19 protein-coding genes and 1 pseudogene are annotated in these 19,691 nt (G+C 41.7%); 11 read left to right on the top strand and 9 right to left on the bottom strand.

Annotated features, from left to right (window positions below; translation table 11 throughout):
- The 6 genes and pseudogenes from B9T36_RS03895 to rimI form a co-directional block, all read left to right on the top strand.
- Positions 1 to 390, top strand: a pseudogene (locus tag B9T36_RS03895) (elongation factor Tu); the annotation flags it as partial.
- Positions 391 to 729: 339 nt separating this feature from the next.
- Positions 730 to 2,214 carry a flavin-containing monooxygenase gene (locus B9T36_RS03890; RefSeq protein WP_086208222.1) on the top strand — a complete coding sequence of 495 codons (1,485 nt, stop codon included), beginning with the start codon at positions 730 to 732 and terminating at the stop codon, positions 2,212 to 2,214.
- 52 nt (positions 2,215 to 2,266) lie between these two features.
- The gene (locus B9T36_RS03885) at positions 2,267 to 2,659 is read left to right on the top strand and encodes a hypothetical protein (RefSeq protein WP_086208221.1); all 393 of its coding nucleotides are present in this window, start codon (positions 2,267 to 2,269) and stop codon (positions 2,657 to 2,659) included.
- Positions 2,660 to 2,672: 13 nt separating this feature from the next.
- The gene (locus B9T36_RS03880; RefSeq protein WP_139841343.1) at positions 2,673 to 2,903 is read left to right on the top strand and encodes an alpha/beta fold hydrolase; all 231 of its coding nucleotides are present in this window, start codon (positions 2,673 to 2,675) and stop codon (positions 2,901 to 2,903) included.
- A gap of 238 nt (positions 2,904 to 3,141) precedes the next feature.
- Positions 3,142 to 4,023, top strand: coding sequence for a metal-dependent hydrolase (locus B9T36_RS03875; protein ID WP_086208219.1), 882 nt, complete (start codon positions 3,142 to 3,144; stop codon positions 4,021 to 4,023).
- A 104-nt stretch (positions 4,024 to 4,127) separates the two neighbouring features.
- Positions 4,128 to 4,586, top strand: a complete 459-nt coding sequence (gene rimI / locus B9T36_RS03870) for a ribosomal protein S18-alanine N-acetyltransferase (protein WP_086208218.1) — start codon at positions 4,128 to 4,130, stop codon at positions 4,584 to 4,586.
- Between the two features lie 26 nt (positions 4,587 to 4,612).
- On the opposite strand, the gene B9T36_RS03865 is transcribed toward rimI, so the two are convergent.
- From B9T36_RS03865 to trxB, 3 genes are all read right to left on the bottom strand, one after another.
- A complete protein-coding gene (locus B9T36_RS03865) occupies positions 4,613 to 5,428 on the bottom strand; it encodes an arginyltransferase (protein ID WP_086208217.1) in 816 nt (271 codons plus the stop codon).
- 21 nt (positions 5,429 to 5,449) lie between these two features.
- Complete coding sequence (gene aat, locus B9T36_RS03860; RefSeq protein ID WP_086208216.1) at positions 5,450 to 6,181, bottom strand: leucyl/phenylalanyl-tRNA--protein transferase; 732 nt, start codon at positions 6,179 to 6,181, stop codon at positions 5,450 to 5,452.
- 87 nt (positions 6,182 to 6,268) lie between these two features.
- On the bottom strand, positions 6,269 to 7,222 hold the full coding sequence (gene trxB, locus B9T36_RS03855) for a thioredoxin-disulfide reductase (protein WP_086208215.1): 954 nt from the start codon (positions 7,220 to 7,222) through the stop codon (positions 6,269 to 6,271).
- Positions 7,223 to 7,517: 295 nt separating this feature from the next.
- Here trxB and B9T36_RS03850 point away from each other — a divergent pair, with 295 nt between their 5' ends.
- Both B9T36_RS03850 and B9T36_RS03845 read left to right on the top strand, forming a co-directional pair.
- Positions 7,518 to 10,601: a DNA translocase FtsK gene (locus B9T36_RS03850; protein ID WP_086208214.1), complete on the top strand. Its 3,084-nt coding sequence runs from the start codon at positions 7,518 to 7,520 to the stop codon at positions 10,599 to 10,601.
- 56 nt (positions 10,602 to 10,657) lie between these two features.
- Positions 10,658 to 11,563, top strand: a complete 906-nt coding sequence (locus B9T36_RS03845; protein WP_086208213.1) for an AEC family transporter — start codon at positions 10,658 to 10,660, stop codon at positions 11,561 to 11,563.
- A 57-nt stretch (positions 11,564 to 11,620) separates the two neighbouring features.
- Here the strand turns inward: B9T36_RS03845 and B9T36_RS03840 are convergent, their stop codons facing one another.
- The 6 genes from B9T36_RS03840 to B9T36_RS03815 form a co-directional block, all read right to left on the bottom strand.
- The gene (locus B9T36_RS03840) at positions 11,621 to 11,908 is read right to left on the bottom strand and encodes a PA4642 family protein (RefSeq protein ID WP_004694907.1); all 288 of its coding nucleotides are present in this window, start codon (positions 11,906 to 11,908) and stop codon (positions 11,621 to 11,623) included.
- Between the two features lie 119 nt (positions 11,909 to 12,027).
- Positions 12,028 to 12,300, bottom strand: coding sequence for a cell division topological specificity factor MinE (gene minE / locus B9T36_RS03835; protein WP_086208212.1), 273 nt, complete (start codon positions 12,298 to 12,300; stop codon positions 12,028 to 12,030).
- A gap of 2 nt (positions 12,301 to 12,302) precedes the next feature.
- On the bottom strand, positions 12,303 to 13,115 hold the full coding sequence (minD, locus tag B9T36_RS03830) for a septum site-determining protein MinD (RefSeq protein WP_004694902.1): 813 nt from the start codon (positions 13,113 to 13,115) through the stop codon (positions 12,303 to 12,305).
- A 69-nt stretch (positions 13,116 to 13,184) separates the two neighbouring features.
- The gene (minC, locus tag B9T36_RS03825) at positions 13,185 to 13,916 is read right to left on the bottom strand and encodes a septum site-determining protein MinC (protein ID WP_086208211.1); all 732 of its coding nucleotides are present in this window, start codon (positions 13,914 to 13,916) and stop codon (positions 13,185 to 13,187) included.
- A 123-nt stretch (positions 13,917 to 14,039) separates the two neighbouring features.
- Positions 14,040 to 15,089 (bottom strand): preprotein translocase subunit SecA, encoded by a 1,050-nt coding sequence (locus B9T36_RS03820; RefSeq protein ID WP_416202552.1) that lies wholly within the window; start codon positions 15,087 to 15,089, stop codon positions 14,040 to 14,042.
- Positions 15,090 to 15,099: 10 nt separating this feature from the next.
- The gene (locus B9T36_RS03815; RefSeq protein ID WP_086208210.1) at positions 15,100 to 16,032 is read right to left on the bottom strand and encodes an acyltransferase; all 933 of its coding nucleotides are present in this window, start codon (positions 16,030 to 16,032) and stop codon (positions 15,100 to 15,102) included.
- 257 nt (positions 16,033 to 16,289) lie between these two features.
- Between B9T36_RS03815 and B9T36_RS03810 the strand changes: the two genes are divergently transcribed.
- The 3 genes from B9T36_RS03810 to dut all read left to right on the top strand — a co-directional run bounded on the left by B9T36_RS03810 (position 16,290) and on the right by dut (position 19,600).
- Positions 16,290 to 16,940: an OmpA family protein gene (locus B9T36_RS03810; RefSeq protein ID WP_086208209.1), complete on the top strand. Its 651-nt coding sequence runs from the start codon at positions 16,290 to 16,292 to the stop codon at positions 16,938 to 16,940.
- Between the two features lie 126 nt (positions 16,941 to 17,066).
- Positions 17,067 to 19,106 carry a UvrD-helicase domain-containing protein gene (locus B9T36_RS03805; RefSeq protein WP_086208208.1) on the top strand — a complete coding sequence of 680 codons (2,040 nt, stop codon included), beginning with the start codon at positions 17,067 to 17,069 and terminating at the stop codon, positions 19,104 to 19,106.
- A 41-nt stretch (positions 19,107 to 19,147) separates the two neighbouring features.
- Positions 19,148 to 19,600: a dUTP diphosphatase gene (gene dut, locus B9T36_RS03800; protein ID WP_086208207.1), complete on the top strand. Its 453-nt coding sequence runs from the start codon at positions 19,148 to 19,150 to the stop codon at positions 19,598 to 19,600.
- The last annotated feature ends 91 nt before the right edge of the window (positions 19,601 to 19,691 follow it).

The following is a 19,691-nucleotide window of genomic DNA, read 5'->3' as shown; positions in this document are numbered from 1 at the left end:
CTAGACGAAGGCCGTGCGGGCGAGAACTGTGGTGTTCTTCTACGTGGTACTAAGCGTGAAGACGTACAACGTGGTCAAGTACTTGCTAAACCAGGTACAATCAAGCCGCACACTAAATTCGATGCAGAAGTATACGTACTTTCTAAAGAAGAAGGTGGTCGTCACACTCCATTCCTTAACGGTTACCGTCCACAGTTCTACTTCCGTACAACTGACGTAACTGGCGCGATCAAACTACAAGATGGCGTAGAAATGGTAATGCCTGGTGACAACGTTGAGATGTCAGTAGAATTAATCCACCCAATCGCAATGGACCCAGGTCTACGTTTTGCGATCCGTGAAGGTGGTCGTACAGTTGGTGCTGGTGTAGTTGCTAAAGTAACTGCATAATCATCTGATTGTGTGAAAAAGCGCCCCTTTGGGGCGCTTTTTTTATGGCGTCTAGTTAGATGTTTTGTTTGTTGGATTGTTAGTTATTGCCACAGTGCAATATTGATAAGCTTTTATGAACCTTATTTAGTAATAAGATGGTTTTGTTTTACGATTTTTTTTAATAAAAATTATATAAATTAGTTGCTTATGTGCTGTAAAGAAGAAGTAAATTCAATTCTTATCCCTTATTAAGCCTGTCTCCTAGAGTTAAATATCTGTCTCATTATGTCAAGTTTTAATTTTCATAAGAATTAGTATAAATGGAAGAAAAATACAAAAGCGACAAGGAGATGCAAAATGCAAAAGGAATATGATGTCGTCATCATCGGAGCAGGACTTTCGGGTATTGGTATGGGATGCCAATTAACTCAACAAAGCCCGCACAAATCATTTACTATTTTAGAACGTCGTCAGGCTTTAGGCGGGACGTGGGATCTTTTTCGTTATCCTGGAATCCGCTCTGACTCAGATGTGATTAGTTTTGGCTTTAAGTTCAGCCCTTGGAATAGTAATCAAGTTTTAGCTGCTGGAGAGTCCATAAAAAGCTATTTAAAAGACACAGCTGAAAAATTTGGTATTGATCAGAAAATTCAGTACGGTATTAAAATTAACTCAGCAAATTTTTCCACTCGAACCAATCGTTGGACGGTAGATGCGATAGATGAGGCAACGGGCGAAGTATGTCAATTTGGTTGTAATTATCTGATCACCGCTACAGGTTATTATAACCACGATCAAGGTTATACGCCAAAGTATCAAGGTTTGGAAAATTTTAAAGAGCAATTTGTGCATCCGCAGCACTGGCCAGAGAACTTAGATTATAAAAACAAACGTGTGGTGGTGATTGGCAGTGGCGCAACTGCGGTGACTTTAATTCCTGCGATGGCAAATGAGACGGCGCATATCACGATGTTGCAGCGTTCTCCAAGTTATGTGATTAATGTGCCAAATACCGACAAATTGGTTGATGCCTGCCGAAAAGTCTTATCTGAAGAGTTGGTGTATAAAATTTTCCGTAAGCGTAATATCTTTATGCAGCGTGGTATTTATAAATTATCACGTCGTTTCCCGAATAAAATGCGCTCATTCTTGCTGTCAAATGCGCAAAAAGCGTTGGGTGAGCACTATGATATGTCCCACTTCACACCGAAATATATGCCTTGGGATGAGCGTCTTTGTGCTATTCCAGATAATGATTTATTTGCTGTAATTCGCGAAGGTAAAGCTTCTGTTGTAACAGATCATATTGAGTGTTTTAGCGAAAAGGGTATTTTGTTGAAATCAGGTGAAATGCTTGATGCAGATATTATTGTAAGTGCTACAGGCCTTGAGTTACAGATGCTTGGGGGGATTCAAATTTCGGTCGATCAAGAGCAGATTAAACCGAATGAAAAAATGAGTTATAAAGGAACATTAATTCAGGATGTTCCTAATTTTGCGTACTTATTTGGTTATACCAATGCGCCTTGGACACTCAAAATTGATTTAGCGTGTGATTATATTTGTCGCTTAATCAATGAGTTGGATATTCGTCAAATGGCTGCTGTTAAAGCGGTTGCGCCAATCAATGAGAAGACAGAGCATAGTATCGTATATGGCATGCAATCGGGTTATGTACAACGAGGGGATTGGGTCTTGCCACGTCAAGGAAAGTCTTCCGAATGGTTTGTTAGCCATAATCTTGAAAAAGATACAGAAATGTTTAACCAATCCGTTGATAGTCCGAATCTGGTTTGGTCAGTTGTTTTAGAGAAGCCTAAAGGAAAAGTGAAGGCAGCATAAGTTGGGGAAGGCTTTGGCGTATGCTGTAGATGAAGACATGCGCCAAAATTAATTGCCGAAAAGGGAATATGGGCATGAATATAAAACAATTAAGTTTTATGAGTGGTGGGGGTATTCTTTCTCGGGTGGGCATGCGATTCAAACTGCAGCCAATCATCCAGAAATTTGTGCAGTATTACTTCAAGCAGCGCTTGTCAGTGGTTTATCCAGTTTGAAAGGTGTTCCACTGGCAAAATTGGCCCGTTTGAGTGTTGTTGGTCTTTGTGACTTGATGGGTGGCTTGCTCAATAAACCCGTTTATCGTCCAATTGTTGGGCATGTGCAGGATGATGCGGCCATGACCACAGCAGATGCATGGGAGGGTTATCTGTCGCAACTTCCCGAGAATGCGAACTGGGAAAACAAAAACTCGGGCCCGTATCTTCTTAGAGGTACCATTATATAACCCGATTCGTTCCGTGCATAAATTGAATATGCCAATTTTGGTGATTTCAGGGCAAAACGATACAGTCATTCCAGAAACAGCAATGCGTGTGGCGGTCCATAAAATGCCAAATGCACGCTATTACATGCTGCAAAGTAATCATTTTGAACTTTGCTCAGGTGAAGTTTTTGAAAAGAATATTGCTTTGCAAATCGGCTTTTTAAAGGAAAAAGTTCCCGTGCATTTGGTGCATGTAGCAGCATAAAAAATGAGGCCTAGTGCCTTATTTTTTATGCTCATCATCTTTGTTTGTACTAACTTTCTATCTTCAGGTGGATCTGGGTGTAGGTGAATTGTCTAACAATTTAGCTCTAAAACTGTCCTAAACTGATATTTTGCTGACCTTAACTGCACTTATGGGCAGAGCCTAATCACGTAAGATAAAAAGACAGAATAAATATAAGGATTGAATATCTTTATCGGATGTTCATAGGAGCCGAAAGATGAATGCCAAGGTAAAAATTACCAATCGCGCAGGTGCGAGTTTCCCTGTACGTCGAATGAACTTTGAGTTTGAAAATGTGCCTGAATATTGGATGAATGGTTCGGCAGGGCTGACCCATTTTATGACAGCTTTATCGGCACTCTTTCCGGCAGGTGAGATGTTTTTTATCGACAGTGTCCGTGCCGTACGCCAGCATCCAGCAATCAAAGACAATGCTGAACTGCAAAAGGAAATTTCAGCGTTTATTGGTCAAGAGGCGATGCATACGCAAGAGCATGAAGGCTTTAATGCATCAGCACAAAAATATGGACATGATGTGGCAACCCTTGATCACTATACTGATCGTGCGATTCAGACCACGCGTAAAGTATTTGCTTTTTTAGGTAAACCTGTGGGCATTACTCAAGAAATGGTCGATTTAACCGCAACTACAGCGTTAGAGCATTTTACTGCAACGATTGCCTCTCAACTGTTGGTCAATAAACACATCCAAGAACTTATGACAGATGAAACCATGAAAACCATGTGGTTATGGCATGCGATTGAAGAAAATGAACATAAAGCAGTGGCTTATGATGTTTTTGAAGGTATTTTTGGTAAAGGCTTAAAAGCATATCTTTTAAGAACCAGCTCTTTGGTTGCAGCAATGGCAATTCTGTTCCTTGTACAGTCGTATTTCGTATTTCGGTTATTGCAACAAGACAAACTGTTGAACATGGCGGCATTAAAAGATATTTATACCTATGGATATAGCCCATCGAAAGGCATTATAACGGGGATGGGGCGTGAAATGATGATGTATTTCAAACCCGGTTTTCACCCCAATGACCACGATACCGATGCTTTACTGGAAAAGTGGAAAGCAAAGTTAGGTTTTTAAGTTGTATTGACACTTTGAGCGATATAAATCGCTCATTTTTGTATTCGATTTTAGCTACAAATTTTTTATAATGCTGCATCCTTATTTTAGAAAGATAAACGAAGATGATTCGTTTAATGCACACTGCGGACTTAGATCAAGTCGTTCAGATTGAGCGTTTAGTTCAAACCCATCCTTGGAGCTTGCAACAGTTTCAAGAGTCAATCCAGTCTTATCATAGTACCGTGATTGAACAGGCGGGGCAGGTGGTCGGATTTTGTATCCTGCAACCTGTACTTGATGAAGCCAATTTACTGTTGATGGCTATTCATCCGAGTCAGCAAGGCAAAGGGCTGGGTTATCAACTGCTCGATGCTTCATTGGCACAACTCAAAAACAACCCACTACAAGTCTTTTTAGAAGTCCGTGAGAGCAATCAGGCGGCCATTGCATTGTATGAAAAGTCGGGCTTTCATCAGATTGATCTGCGGAAAAATTATTATCCTAAACCCGATGGGACTCGTGAGCATGCCATTATTATGGTGAAATCGTGCAGTGATGACTTTGCCGAACTGTTTAAATAATCGAAAAGTTGAATTGAATACGATGACTATTTAATAATGGCATTATTCCAGCCTGAAGGCAGGGTGGTCATTAATGAGTTTCCCAATTGCTCGACTTCTTCTGTACTGAGACTGTGGTTGAGTCGACGCCATTGGCCATCAATGAGTAGCTCTAAAGGCAAATATTGCGATTTGTAGTTCATTTTTTCTGAGTGTGGTACCCAGTAACCCAAGTACACAAACTGTAAAGCACGTGCTTTAGCAAGCTCAATTTGTTTTAAGATGGCAAAAGCCCCCAATGAGCGTTTGCTTTCATCGGGGTCAAAAAACGTGTAGACCGCAGACAAGCCATCATCTAAAGGGTCACAAGTCGAAACACAGATGAGACGGTCTTCTTTCCATAGTTCTAGGAAAAAGCTATCAGTACAGCTGTGCACGAGAAATTTATCAAATTGGTCACGACTCGGTGGGAACATATCTCCATCGGCATGGCGTTTAAAGATATAACGCTCATATAAGTCATAATGCTTTTTAGTGGCATCTGCCGTGCGAGTAATCTTTAAAGTAAGGTCTTGGTTGCGTTTCCATGCCTTTTTTTGACTGCTGTTCATTTTAAATTCGCGCACAGGTACACGGCTAGACAAACACTGTCGACACAGATGACACTCTGGGCGGTAGACAAAATCTCCACTGCGACGGAAACCGACACGAGAAAGTTCGGACAGTGTAACCACATCAATACGATGTGCTGGATCGAGGAACACCATCCGAGCTGACTTTTTTTCTAGATAGCTACAGTCATGCGGTGGGGTAATGTAATACTGTAAATCATTCAGTAGGGACTTCGGGTGATACGAATTCATAGTAAATCCCTCTATTATTCTTTATTCAATCAGTCGCGCATTCTGCGCTATTGTTTTACTTGAAAATACACCCTCCTGATATATTTTCCAATCAATAGCAGGTTGATTTACAACATCTTGTAACGATTTTAAGTAGGTTTGCCGAGAAAGTGTACAAGCACCGAGGCTCAACAGATGATCATTGACCAATTGGCAGTCGATCCAAGGTAGTTCATTTTCACGTCCAATCAACATCAGTGTATAAAATGCCATTTTTGAAACATCAGTTTCGGTACTGAACATAGACTCCCCAAAACAACCTTTGCCGATGCTGACACCATAAAGCCCTCCGACTAAGCGTGTTTGATCCCAAACCTCGACACTATAGCCATAGCCTGCATCAAACATGTCACAATAACCCTCAATAATATCTTCACTGATCCATGTGTCATTGGCATAGCTACGTGGCAGTGAACAGGCACGGATCACCCGTTCAAAAGCTTGATTGATGGTGATGCGATAATCTTGCTTTTTCATGCTACGAAGTAGGGTTTTACTGGGCTGATAATCCTGCGGTCGGATGATGCAACGTGGTTCAGGGCTCCACCAGCAAATGGGTTCACCTGCGGAGAACCATGGAAAGAGACCATGGCTATAAGCCTCAAACAGGGTAGACGGGGAGAGGTCTGCACCGATACAAATTAAGCCTTCACCCTCGGGGTCAACTTCAAGCGGATCGGGAAAGATATACTCAGAAGGCGGTAACTGCTGCATAGTAAAGTCGAAACATGATAAAAAATGACCCTTAGATCATACATAAAAAAACCGCCCATTGTGGGCGGTCTTTTTTAAAGGCTTAGATTATTCGCCTAACGCATCCAAATATTTTTCCGCATCTAGTGCAGCCATACAGCCTGAACCTGCTGAAGTGATTGCTTGACGATAAACACTATCTGCAATATCACCTGCTGCGAATACACCTGCGACAGAAGCAGCGGTGGCATTACCAGATGTACCGCTTTGAACTTGGATATAGCCATCACGTAAGTTCAATTGACCATCAAACATTGAACTGTTTGGTTTGTGACCAATTGCAACAAATAAACCTTGTACATCAATGTTTTGGGTAGATTCGTCTTGAGTTGATTTTAAGCGAACTGCGGTTACGCCCGTGTTGTCACCTAACACTTCATCGACTTGGTGATTCCAAATGATGCTGATTTTTCCTTCTTTTTCTTTTTCAAATAAATGATCTTGAAGGATTTTTTCAGAACGCAATGAATCACGACGGTGAACCAAAGTCACATGCGATGCAATGTTAGACAAATACAGCGCCTCTTCGACGGCAGTATTGCCTCCACCCACAACCATGACTTTTTGGTTTTTGTAGAAGAAACCATCACAGGTTGCACATGCGCTCACGCCTTGGCCCATAAAAGCAGCTTCAGATTCAAGACCTAAGTACTGAGCGGTCGCACCTGTGGCAATAATTAGTGCATCACAAGTGAACTCATCCATATCACCTTTAAGGACGAATGGACGTACAGAAAGATCGACTTCATTGATATGATCGTAGATGATTTCAGTACCAAAACGTTCCGCATGTGCTTGCATACGTTCCATGAGTGCAGGGCCTGTTAAGCCTTCAGGGTCACCCGGCCAGTTATCCACTTCAGTCGTTGTGGTGAGCTGACCACCGAGTTGGATACCTGCAATCAATGTAGGCTTTAAGTTGGCACGCGCAGCATATACCGCAGCGCTGTAACCTGCAGGGCCTGAACCGAGAATAATCAAACGTGAGTGACGAGCGCTCATACGTAGAATCCTTTTTTTATTTAGAAATTTGTGGAATTATACGTGAAACTCTATAACAGTTGTGTGTGTTCAATGTCGATATTATTGATCATATAAATCGTTTTGAGCTATATAGAAGAAATATGCGGTGTAGAGCGGGTAAAAGTGGATAAATCATCTACTCGCTATACATAAAGCATTTAAGAATAGTGCATCTTTTTATAGAGAAGAGGTGCATAATATGACGTTTATTGTGAAACTTTTGCTTTAGGTTTCGAACAAAAACATTAATGAAGAATTTGTTACAGGACAGTATATGACTGAGGTGTCGGGTGCTTATGCACAGCGCTTATTAATGACATTATTTTTAGTCTCGTTTGGCATTTATTTGTTCCTTGCTACCGTGACCTATACCCCATTTGATCCGGGCTGGATGCATATATCAAGTGATACCTTACAAGTTTCGAATGCCAGTGGTGTTGCAGGGGCATGGATTGCTGATTTGTTGTTCGGCTTTTTGGGGTGGGCAAGTTTACTTATTCCTGTGTTTTTGTTTATTGAAGCCATTCAAGTGTGGTGGCCACATAGCTTTTTAAACCGCCCATTTCGTTATGCTGCCCAGTTTTTTATTTTGCTTGCAACGGCCAGCTTACTGTTCTTGTTTTGGCAAGTTCCCGCAGATACTTTAGATAATGCCTCGGGCGGGATTATTGGCTACGAACTTGGACAAAGTTTGTCGCAAATTTTAAGTATTTATGGTGCAACTTTATTTTTGGTTGTTTTTACTTTAGTTTTGCTAACCTTGGCTTTTGGGATTAAATGGAATCGTACTTTCGCTACACTTAAGGCAACCCCAGCTTATTTACAAGATCTATTTTATCGTAACGTGCCTGAAAGCGAGTCTGCCTTTGATCGGACGGCGCCAAGTGTAAAAAAAGAAGTGATTGCAACAGCACCGAAAAAGGGTATTGATGCAACGGAATTGGCAGAGGCGCCAGCTGTGCAAGAGGCATCGGTGAAAGCACCTCAGCGCGACTATTCAGCAGAGCATTTGTTTAATGATATGGTTGCGAAAGAACACCGTGTCCAAGAACAACAGGTGGATGTGGATGATGAGGCAGAGCTTGAGCGAACCCTTGAAAAAGCACATCAATTAGAACAAGACAGCCAACGTGTCGTGGCGACAGGTGAGGTTTGGCGTGCATTAAACTCAGGTGAGGATCAACGTCATAAAAATGATATTGATGCTTTACTTCGTGCTGCCGAAGAAGATCGCCCATTTAGCCCAGAACAACATTTTCAAGCAGTGGTGCAAGATCATACAGCACCCATTGCTGATCCAAATTACTTCCAAGACAATGCTCCTGCGCAGAAGAAAAATGTCGATTGGGATGATGATGAAATCTTTGATGAGTTGCTTGCTGCCGTACCTAACGGCAAAACAGCAACGGATGTTCATAGCCCATTCAATATGCCTGAACCTGTGTCTCATTTACATGTCGTTGAAGATCCTGTTGCAGTGGCAACAATAAGTACTGCTGTGACTCAGGCAGCATCACAACGGTCAATCCAGACTGGACAAATAGCCCCATTAGATACATTGGATGATATTGATGACTTCTTAGCCGAAGACTGGGAAGAGCGTAAAGAGGCTTCACCTGAAGTACGCACCACTAGCAGTTATGCTCAGTCTTCAGCCTTTGTCCAAGCCCCGATTCAACATCAAAATACGGTGAGCACTCATGCTACACCTGCTGCGGTCAAAGAAGTTTTATCTAAAGAAGCATTTATTGAAGCATGGCAAGATACCGCAGGCAAACCGCAGGATGAAGACGAGTTTGATTTTGATGCGCCACTGACGGATGCCTCTGGTCGTCCGATGTCTTTGGCAATGCAAGTGGTCGAACGTCGTCGTGATCTATCACCACTCCCGGGGTTAGATTTGCTCGATGAAGTTGATCTGAATAAAAAAGTCAATTTCACCGCGGAACAGTTAGCTCGGTTATCTGAATTGCTTGAAATTAAGCTACAAGAATTTAATGTCAAAGCTAAAGTGGTTGAGGCGCAACCAGGACCTGTGGTAACTCGATTTGAGTTAGATTTGGCTCCAGGTGTAAAAGCCTCTAAAGTCACCAATATCTCGCGAGATTTGGCACGTTCAATGTCCATGGCTTCCGTACGTGTGGTCGAAGTTATTCCGGGTAAACCGTATATTGGGATTGAAGTGCCAAATAGCAGCCGTGAAATGGTGCGTTTGATTGAATTGTTAAAAACCCCAGCCTTTGAAGATCCTGCTGGCTTACTGTCTATGGCAATGGGTAAAGACATTTCAGGTAATCCGGTGATTACTGATCTGGGCAAAGCACCGCATATGTTAGTTGCGGGAACTACAGGTTCAGGTAAGTCCGTTGCAGTGAACTCGATGATTTTGTCGATGCTGTTAAAATATAAGCCAGAGCAACTGCGCCTGATTCTGATTGATCCAAAACAGTTAGAACTTGCAAACTATAACGATATCCCACATTTACTTACCCCAGTTGTGACTGATATGAAAGATGCGGTCAGTGCCTTGAATTGGTGTGTGAATGAAATGGAACGTCGTTATAAGCTGATGTCTTTCTTAAAGATCCGTAAGCTTGCAGACTACAACCGTAAGGTGGAAGAGGCTATTGCTAATGGTGAAGACCTGATTGATCCGACATGGAAAGCCAGCGACTCTGTTGCATGTGAGCGAGCACCACGTTTACAACCCTTACCTTCGATTGTGATTGTGGCCGATGAGTTTGCTGACATGATTATGCAGGTCGGAAAAAAAGCAGAAGAAATGATTACTCGTTTGGCGCAAAAATCACGTGCCGCAGGGATTCACTTATTGCTTGCAACACAGCGTCCATCGGTGGATGTGATTACAGGTTTAATTAAAGCTAATATTCCAACACGTGTGGCTTTGCGTGTGAACTCAAAAATTGACTCACGTACGATTTTGGATGCGGGTGGTGCAGAAGACTTACTCGGTCATGGTGATATGTTGTTTTTAGGGCCCGGTAAAATTGAGCCTGAACGTGTACATGGTGCCTTTATTGCCGATGACGAAGTGAACCGCATTTGTGATGCGTGGCGTGAACGAGGCTCACCAGACTATGTCGATGAAATTTTGACGCCATTTGATGAAGAGCCAAGTTCTCGTGGCTTTGAAGATGGGGATGGTGATCCAAACCGTGATGCGCTGTATGATCAGTGTGTGTCCTTTGTATTGGAAACACGCAAAGTTTCGGTATCTTCGCTACAACGTAAATTTAGTTTGGGTTATAACCGTGCGGCACGGATTGTTGACCAAATGGAAGAAAACGGAATCGTAAGTGCACAAGGTGCGAACGGTAAACGAGAAATTTTAGTTTAGAAAAGTCAGCCTGCGGATAGCAGGCTTTTTCTTAATCATTCAGTTTAGGCATAGTCATGCAAATTATTGATGCATTAATTCCATTGGTGGCACTGATCGCAATGGGATATGTATTAAAGCGTTATCGCTTTTTAACGGTGGAATTTTGGCAAGGTGCTGAAAGGCTAAACTATTGGATTCTATTTCCTGTTCTACTTTTTACAAGTTTAGCTACAGTTCATTTTGATATCGGACAAGTTTTGCCTCCGCTAGCGGTTGTTTTTGCAGTGACTTTGCTGATTAGTTTAGTTCTGTGGATACTTAAAGCAATCTTTCACTTTCCTGTCGCTCAGTTTGGTGTGTATTTACAAAGCCAGATTCGTTTCAATACCTATATTGGCTTGACCAGTATGGCACTGATTTTTGGTGCTGCAGGGATGCAAGTCTTTGCCATGATTATTGCCTTTGTGATTCCTTTGGTGAATGTGCTGTCGGTACTGAGTTTTTCTCAAGGGCAGGGGCTGTCTTATAAAAACATTGCGTGGTCGGTTGCGAAGAATCCACTAATTTTGGCGTGTATCGTGGGGATTATGTTTAATTTCTCAGGTATGCACTTAGCTGAAAGCATTAGTCAATCCTTAAAACTGGTGGCGGGAATGAGTCTTCCACTTGGTTTGTTGTGTGTTGGTGCGGCATTACAGTTTAATGCGTTGAGGCATGCTGGGCGTGCTTTGATTTTAAATACCTTCGGGCGTTTAATCCTTGTGCCGATTCTGGCTTATATTGGCTGTCGTTTAATGGGTTTAGCCTCATTTGAAACCATGATTGTAGTGGTGTTTTTCTCGCTCCCAACGGCATCAGCAGCCTATGTCCTCACTAAATACTTCCAAGGTGACAGTCAGCTCATGGCTGCTGTGATTAGTTTACAAACCATTTGTTTTGGTCTGACTTTTCCACTGTGGATGTGGTTTTTGCATGTATAAAAAAATGCCAGTTCCATTGTGCTGAACTGGCATTTTAAAATGGCTGTTTTTGAAGAGTTAGGCAAATTTAGCCAAGACCTCTAAAAATGGTGCCGCTTGACGTGGATAAGCGGCAATCACGTCATGAATGCGCTGACCTTCTGGATTGGTTGCGTTAATATCGCGACCATCCGTTTTAAATTGGGTGAGCAGACGCTCATAATCACTTGGGCGCATGTGTTTAAATGCATGGTACAACACATGAAAGTCGCCATTCACACCTTCAGGAGGAAGCTGAGTTAAATAGGCAAATACACGCTCATCTGACCATTCTTCATTGAACGTTGCTGGCTGAGATAATGCCATAGCAATCTCCTTGCTGGTTTAATCATTAAAAAAGGCAAAATATGGGAGACAAAAAATACTTTTTTGTGTCTGCGCATATTCTGCCTTGATTCAATTTGCTTGACTAATCAAAAATCAGATTAACGTTCTTCAGGCAAATTGATATTCATTTCAAGCATTTCAATATTCGCTTCAGAACGAACAGCCATTTGAATGTGCTGTTCATCTACACCGCGAACATAGCGATTCACCACTTGCATGATTTCTTTCTTCATTTGGTCGATTTTTTCTTGGCTAAGACGTTTACCTAAACCACTTTCAGACGCTACGATAACTTTCAAACGATCTTTTGCTGTTTGTGCACTAGACGGTTTTTCATCATTACTAAAAAGCTTACTCCAAAATCCTGCCATGTCTACGCTCCAAATAATCGTGCTAACCAACCTTTAGGTTTCACGGTAATGTGACGATAAGGACGTTCTTCACCTAAGAAACGTGCTACAAGGTCATCATAGGCTTGGCCTGCTGATTCTTCAGTGAAGAGAATCACTGGTTTACCTTCGTTCGATGCTTGTAAAACGCTCTTACATTCAGGAATAACACCCAAAGTCGGCACACGTAAAATATCTTTAGAAATGTCGTCAATAGTTAACATTTCTTGTTTATCTGCGCGTTCAGGGTTGAAACGTGTGATACACAAGTGTTTACGAATACGACCTTCGTTCATTTCCACTTTCTTGGTTTTGCTATCGAGCATCCCAATAATACGGTCTGAGTCACGTACAGATGAAATTTCAGGGTTTGTCACAATAATTGCTTCGTCGGCATGGTACATTGCTAAAATCGCACCACGCTCGATCCCTGCGGGTGAGTCACAAATAATATAGTCAAACTCTTGTGACAACTCATCCATAACACGCGCTACGCCTTCATCAGTTAAGGCATCTTTATCACGGGTTTGCGACGCAGGTAAAATATATAAGTTCTCGATATCTTTATCGCGGATAAGCGCTTGTTGTAATCGAGCTTCGTTATTTAAGACATTGACAAAATCATAGACAACGCGGCGTTCACAACCCATGATCAAATCAAGGTTACGTAAACCTACGTCAAAATCGATCACAACAGTTTTGTGACCACGTAGGGCTAAACCTGTTGCAAAAGATGCACTTGTCGTAGTTTTGCCTACGCCACCTTTGCCTGATGTTACGACAACAATTTTCGCCACCGAATCCACTCCTGTTATGGTTTAAATCCCCTTATTTATCATTTGGGGCTTTTGGTGTTTATTTATACATTAAAATTCAAGCGCTTCAAATACAAGCTCTTGTTGATCATTTAAGTAAATATGTGTTGGGCGTTTTAAATGCTGCTGAGGAATATCATCTGCGACACAATAGGTTCCTGCAATTGAAACCAACTCAGCTTCTAAAGCATGGCAGAAGATACGTGCAGCAGTGTTTCCACCCGCGCCGGCAATGACTCTACCACGAGCACTGCCATAAATATGTATATTTCCTGAAGCAATTACTTCCGAGCCACTGTTAATGCCCGCAGTAATAATGATATCGCCTTGATTTTGAACCAAGCACTGACCCGTACGTAAAATTTCGTCATGGTATGAGGTCGCATGACGAATCACAGAGGCTGCCGCAACTGGAGCATTGGCAGACGGTGTGGCAACAGGAGCAGGGGCTTCAACCACTTGCTCTTTGGTTGCTTTAACTTCTTGTAGCTGTGCACCTACCGCATGACCTTGGGCTGGAATTACGGGGAACTGAATGGCACGTGCTTGTTCAGCCAAAATCCCATCTTGTACTGCCATTGGTTGAACATCCAGATCAAGCAGTAATTGGATGAGCGAAATTAACTCTTGCTCAACAGTACTTTCTAGAACCACCAAAGCTCCAGCAGTTGATGCACTTTGTAATGTTTTAGTTAACTGCTGTCGGATTGCATCATGATCATTGGTGTCAAGGGTAATGCGAATTGCATTGACCATTCTGCCGGTTATCCGGATATCAGCCATAATTTTTCCTTAAGACTTCTCAGATTTATTTTTTACTAAAGAAGTGATGTTGTAAATAGAGCAAATCCTAGAACAAAATGAAGGATTGCACTAGCTACGTTTGTAATATTTTTAGCTTAATGCTTATTCTTTGGCTTGATCATCTTTTTCTAGCTCTTCTAGCCATTGTTTCACTTTAACTTGCTTACGAATTGCATCCAAACTTTCATAGACCACAGACTCAACCAATTGCTCCAATGACTGATTGTCAATTTTTAAATCACTGACCTTTTCCGCAATTAAGCGGTAGGTTGCATTGGGTTGTGCTGGGTTTCCCGTAACCATTGGTTCTAATAAGCCTTGAGTGATATTTTCACCGAGACGTTGCCCGATACTTTGAATTTGCTGTTCAATTCGTCCTCCCACAATTGGAATTAAACGCAGTAATTGGGTGAGTTCGGGGGTATCTTCAATCGCACGGTTCACAATCAGACCGACATTTTGTGCAATAAAATACTGACGCTGTTTCAGTTCAGTCGCGAGAGATTCTTGTAGAATTTCGGCCAATGCTTGTGCAAATAAAGTCCGATGATGATCGACAAGGTCATGGATAATTTTTTTATGGGTCGAGCTGGTATTTAATTCGTGCTTAACCCCATCCAATACGGTAATCACGACGCGGTCAGACAGTTCCTCCATCACCACGCGGTAGTAAAATTTGCCCTTAGCTTGTACCGATTGAGGAATGACGTTATAGCCTAATTCGTGCAGGCGAAAAGCAATCACTCCCGCGCGGAATAACCTTAAAAAGCGTAAATGAGGAATAATGGCTAAAATTTCGTACCAATGGATGAAAGGGAAGAAAAACCAGCGACGATGGTGCTTATAAATAATAGCAATACCCCAACGTACCAGTAATTCAGCAATCAAGAACAGAATAAACCAAGCCTCGGTGGTAATGACCCACGGGTGCAAATGTTCGCGATAAAACGCTAAAAAATTTTCAAGATGAATGGCATGGAAAAACCATCCACCAATATTGCTCATGATAAAAAAATTAGTGCACAAGCAAAACAAGTTAAAAATGATGAGAAACACCATAAAAATGTCATAGATCAAAAACAGTTTGAAATACAAACTTTGTGGATCGACCTGATGATATTTTGATTTTTTGGCTTGGTTATTCTGCATCATGCATAGACCCTTACTGGGTTGAGTGGGAAGGTGAATATTTGGTTTTCATTTGTTCAATCAATTGGTCTTTTTCAGCCCAAAGTTGGTCAACCCATTGTTGAAACTGTTCACGAAAGCGTGCATCGTCTTCATAATTTCCAGAAAGTACCCACGCAGGGATGTCAATTTTACGCAAATTAACTGCAATCCGTGGGACTTCGCCAAGCCAAAATTCACTATAGCCAGGCACACCATCGGGATAGACAATGGTCATGTCTACCAACGCATCAATCTCCTTACCCAAAATCCCTAAGGCCAAAGCTAAACCGCCTGCTTTGGGTTTGAGCAAATGTTGATAAGGGGATTGTTGCTGGTCATGTTTTTCTTGGGTAAAGCGTGTACCTTCCAAATAATTTAATAGGGTAAATGGTTGACTCAGTAATTGTTCACAAGACTTGCGCGCTTCAATCATATCGCGTGTTTTTAATGCAGGATTTTTCGCAATTTGTTCTTTACTATGCCTTTTCATCATTGGAAAACCTAGAATTTTAAAGGCTTGTCCGACAAATGGAATAAAAATAAGTTCCCACTTGGTAAAGAAGCGAGTGAGGGGCATACGGGTTAAGCCGAAGTACTGATTGACTGTGGTATCGACCCAACTTTGGTGGTTACAGGTCATGAGATAACGACCTTGCATACTTAGCTCAAGATCTTCATCGACTGAAATATCCCATTGGGTATCAGGTAAAATATGATCAATTAAATAATTGTTCACTCCTAGCCAGCTGTTGGTAATTTGAATATTGGTTTCATCTACTTTTTTTGATTGTTTAAACAGTTTTGTGAGACCAAGTGCCAGTACGGGTGGGCCGTGAAAAAAAGTACTTCCTGTAATGACTGAACCAACAGTTAAACCACGTGTGATTTTTTTTAATAAAGGTTGTTTTTGGTTTGGCGATGACATAAAAATAAACCCTGAAATCTAATGTGTTTTACAACTCGTTCTATTTTCTAAAGGTCAATATAGTACGGGATGATCAAATAGAAAAGCACCAAACATTAACTGTGTAGGAAATGTGACGAAGAAAGCCTTGAAAAGGAAATTTTTTATTACATATTGTAAATAAAGGCTTTATTATTAACAAAAAATCAATGGTCTATTTTATCGTTTTACGACAATATTTGTTCTATAAACAAAACACACAAAGAAGGAGGCATGCGATGCGTGCACTAGCAATTTCCGCAGTCGTTGGGGCAATGGTTCTTACAGGTTGTCAAAGCACTGGCAATAACATTGGTGGTGTAGAATACGATAAAGCTGCTTTAGGTACTTTAATTGGTGCTGCTGCGGGTTATGGTATTTCTAAAGGTAATGCGAATAGTAGCCGTCAAAACAACCGTGCTGCAGCGATTGGTGCTGTATTAGGTGGTGCAACGGGCGTTTACCTTGACAATAAAGAGAAAAAACTTCGTCAACAAATGGCGGGTACTGGTGTAGAAGTTAACCGTAATCCAGATGGCTCTGTAGGTTTAATCATGCCAGGTAACATTACGTTTGATACCAACAAATCGAACATCAAGCCAAACTTCTATTCAACGTTGAACAAAGTTGCGCAAACTTTAACTGAAGATAACAAGAGCGGTATTCTTGTAACAGGTTATACCGACAGTACAGGTAATGACTCAATCAACATTCCGCTGTCTCAAGCGCGTGCGCAATCTGTAGCAAGCTACTTGGCATCTCAAGGTGTTTCTACAACACGTATTAATGCGCAAGGTCAAGGTTCAGCAAACCCAATCGCGTCTAACGCAACTGCTGAAGGCCGTGAGCAAAACCGTCGTGTAGAAATCAGCATCTACGCAATTCAATAATTTTTATTGAAGACTGAAAAACCACCTTCGGGTGGTTTTTTTATGACGATTAAAATGTGAATTTGCATTATGCATCTTGAGTGGAGATGACTATAATCGAGCTCGGAATGAAATAGAGGAAAGACTATGTCACTGGCAAGTCAGTTAAACGACAAGCAACTTGAAGCCATGAAATATACTCAAGGACCCTTGTTAGTACTTGCAGGGGCTGGTTCAGGTAAAACTTCGGTGATTACCCGTAAGGTTGCTTACTTGGTGAAACATTGCGGTATTCCAGCGTATCGCATCACAGCGATGACGTTTACCAATAAAGCAGCACGCGAAATGAAAGAACGTGTCACTAAATTACTTTCACGCGAAGAGGCAAAAGGCCTTTCAGTTTCGACTTTCCATACCTTCGGTCTAAACATGTTGCGTTTAGAGTTAAAACACACACCATTAAAAAATAATTTTTCTATTTTAGATGCAGACGACTGTAAGCGTATTTTGATGGACTTGATGCACCGTGACAATTTATCTGGTGCGGAAAGTAAAGAGCTGATTGCGAAAGCCATGAAGATGATTTCAGATTGGAAAAACGATCTGATTCCACCTGAGCAAGCACACACCACTTGTGAAACTGCTGAAGATGTTCAGTTTGCGCATTTGTATCAACTGTATGAACGTAATTTACGTGCTTATAATGCGGTCGATTTTGATGACTTGATTGTGATGCCGACGCGTCTTTTACAGGAAAATGCAGAAGTTCGTGAACGCTGGCAAAATCGCATTCGCTATTTATTGGTCGATGAATATCAAGATACCAACACTGCACAGTATATTTTGGTGAAATTACTGGTGGGGGTGATGGGGCAGTTCACCGCAGTGGGCGATGATGACCAATCCATCTATGCATGGCGTGGGGCTAAGCCTGAAAACATGGCTTTGCTCAAAGAAGACTTTCACAATTTAAAAGTGATTAAACTGGAGCAGAACTATCGTTCGACCAGTCGCATTTTAAAAGCGGCCAATACCGTGATTGGTAATAATCCACATATTTTTGATAAAAAACTGTGGTCAGATAAAGGCCATGGTGAAGTCATTCGCGTGATTACGTGTCGCAATGATGACGATGAGTCAGAGCGCGTGGTGAAAGACTTGATTACGCATAAACTGATGAATGGCAAAAATTGGAAAGATTATGCCATTTTGTATCGCGGTAATTTCCAAGCACGTGCACTAGAAACACAGCTCCGTCAGATGCAAATTCCATATAAGTTATCAGGCGGTCAGTCGTTCTTTGCGCGTGCTGAAATCAAAGACGTGATGAGTTATTTGCGTGTCATTATTAACCCAGAAGATGACAGTGCATTTTTACGGATCATCAATACGCCTAAACGCGCCATTGGCCCTGTGACTTTAGAAAAACTGGGTTTATTTGCTCAAGAAAATCATTTGTCTTTGCTTTCAGCAGCGGGTGATCAGCGTCTCACCATGGTGATTCCTAAAAAAGCCACCACGCAGTTGGCGGAGTTTGCAGACTTCATTACCACCTTTACTCGTGAGTTGCTTGAGGATGATGAACCAGTGCCGATTATCCGCAAGATGATGGTTGAAGCGGGTTATATCGACTATGTCAAAGAGTCTGCGGCGACGCCTGCACAGGAAAAAACCAAGCTAGATAATATTGAAGTACTGTATAGCAGTATTCAAAGTTTGATTAACCGTGCTGAAGATGTTGATGAGAAAAACATTGAAAGTGTGATTCGTAAAATGGTGTTGCTGGATATGTTAGAGCAGCAACAAGAAGAAGAAGACACCGACAAAGTAAACTTGTTGACGTTACATGCATCCAAAGGTCTTGAGTTTCCATATGTCTATCTGATTGGTCTTGAGGAAGAATTGCTGCCGCATAAAAACTCGATTGCCGCAGATACGGTTGAGGAAGAGCGTCGCCTGATGTACGTGGGTATTACTCGTGCGCGTCAGGGTTTAACCATTACGCTGGCAGAACAACGCAAAGCGGGCGGGCAGATGAAGCAAATGACACCAAGTCGTTTCTTGGATGAGTTGCCGCAAGATGAGTTGGAATGGCTAGGGCGGAAAAAGAAACTGGCGGGCAATGTCGATCCGAAATTACAAGCGCAGCACTATTTAGACAATTTACGTGCGTTGATTAAACGCTAATTTTTTTTGTTTTTGAAATTTATTGTACGAGGAAGAATAGAATGAAAGTTCAGGTTAAAGTGTTGGATTCACGTTTAGGCAATGAATGGCCAATGCCAACTTATGCGACAACGGGTTCAGCAGGTTTAGACCTTCGTGCATGTGTCGATGTTGCGACCGTCATTGAACCGGGACAAACAGTTTTGGTCAAAACGGGTTTATCTATTTATATTGAAGATCCACATTTTGCAGGTTTAATTTTACCGCGTTCAGGTTTAGGTCATAAACACGGTATTGTTTTAGGTAACTTGGTGGGTTTAATTGATTCGGACTACCAAGGTGAATTGATGGTTTCAGTTTGGAACCGTAGTCAAACGGCATTCAGTTTAGAACCAGGCGAGCGACTTGCACAGTATGTACTTGTACCTGTGATGCAGGCACAGTTTGATATTGTAGAAGAATTTGAAGCGACAGAACGCGGTGCAGGTGGTTTTGGACATACAGGTCAAAACTAAACGGTCCGTGAAAATGTAAAAAAGCCTCTCATCTGAGGGGCTTTTATTGTTTCTATGCTGAGTGCTCATTTTTAGTTCATAAAAAGTTACA

This window comes from Acinetobacter sp. ANC 4204, from assembly GCF_002135205.1.
Taxonomy (GTDB): domain Bacteria; phylum Pseudomonadota; class Gammaproteobacteria; order Pseudomonadales; family Moraxellaceae; genus Acinetobacter.
The sequence above is the reverse complement of the archived record's forward strand: the minus strand, read 5'-3'. Positions and strand labels throughout refer to the sequence as shown.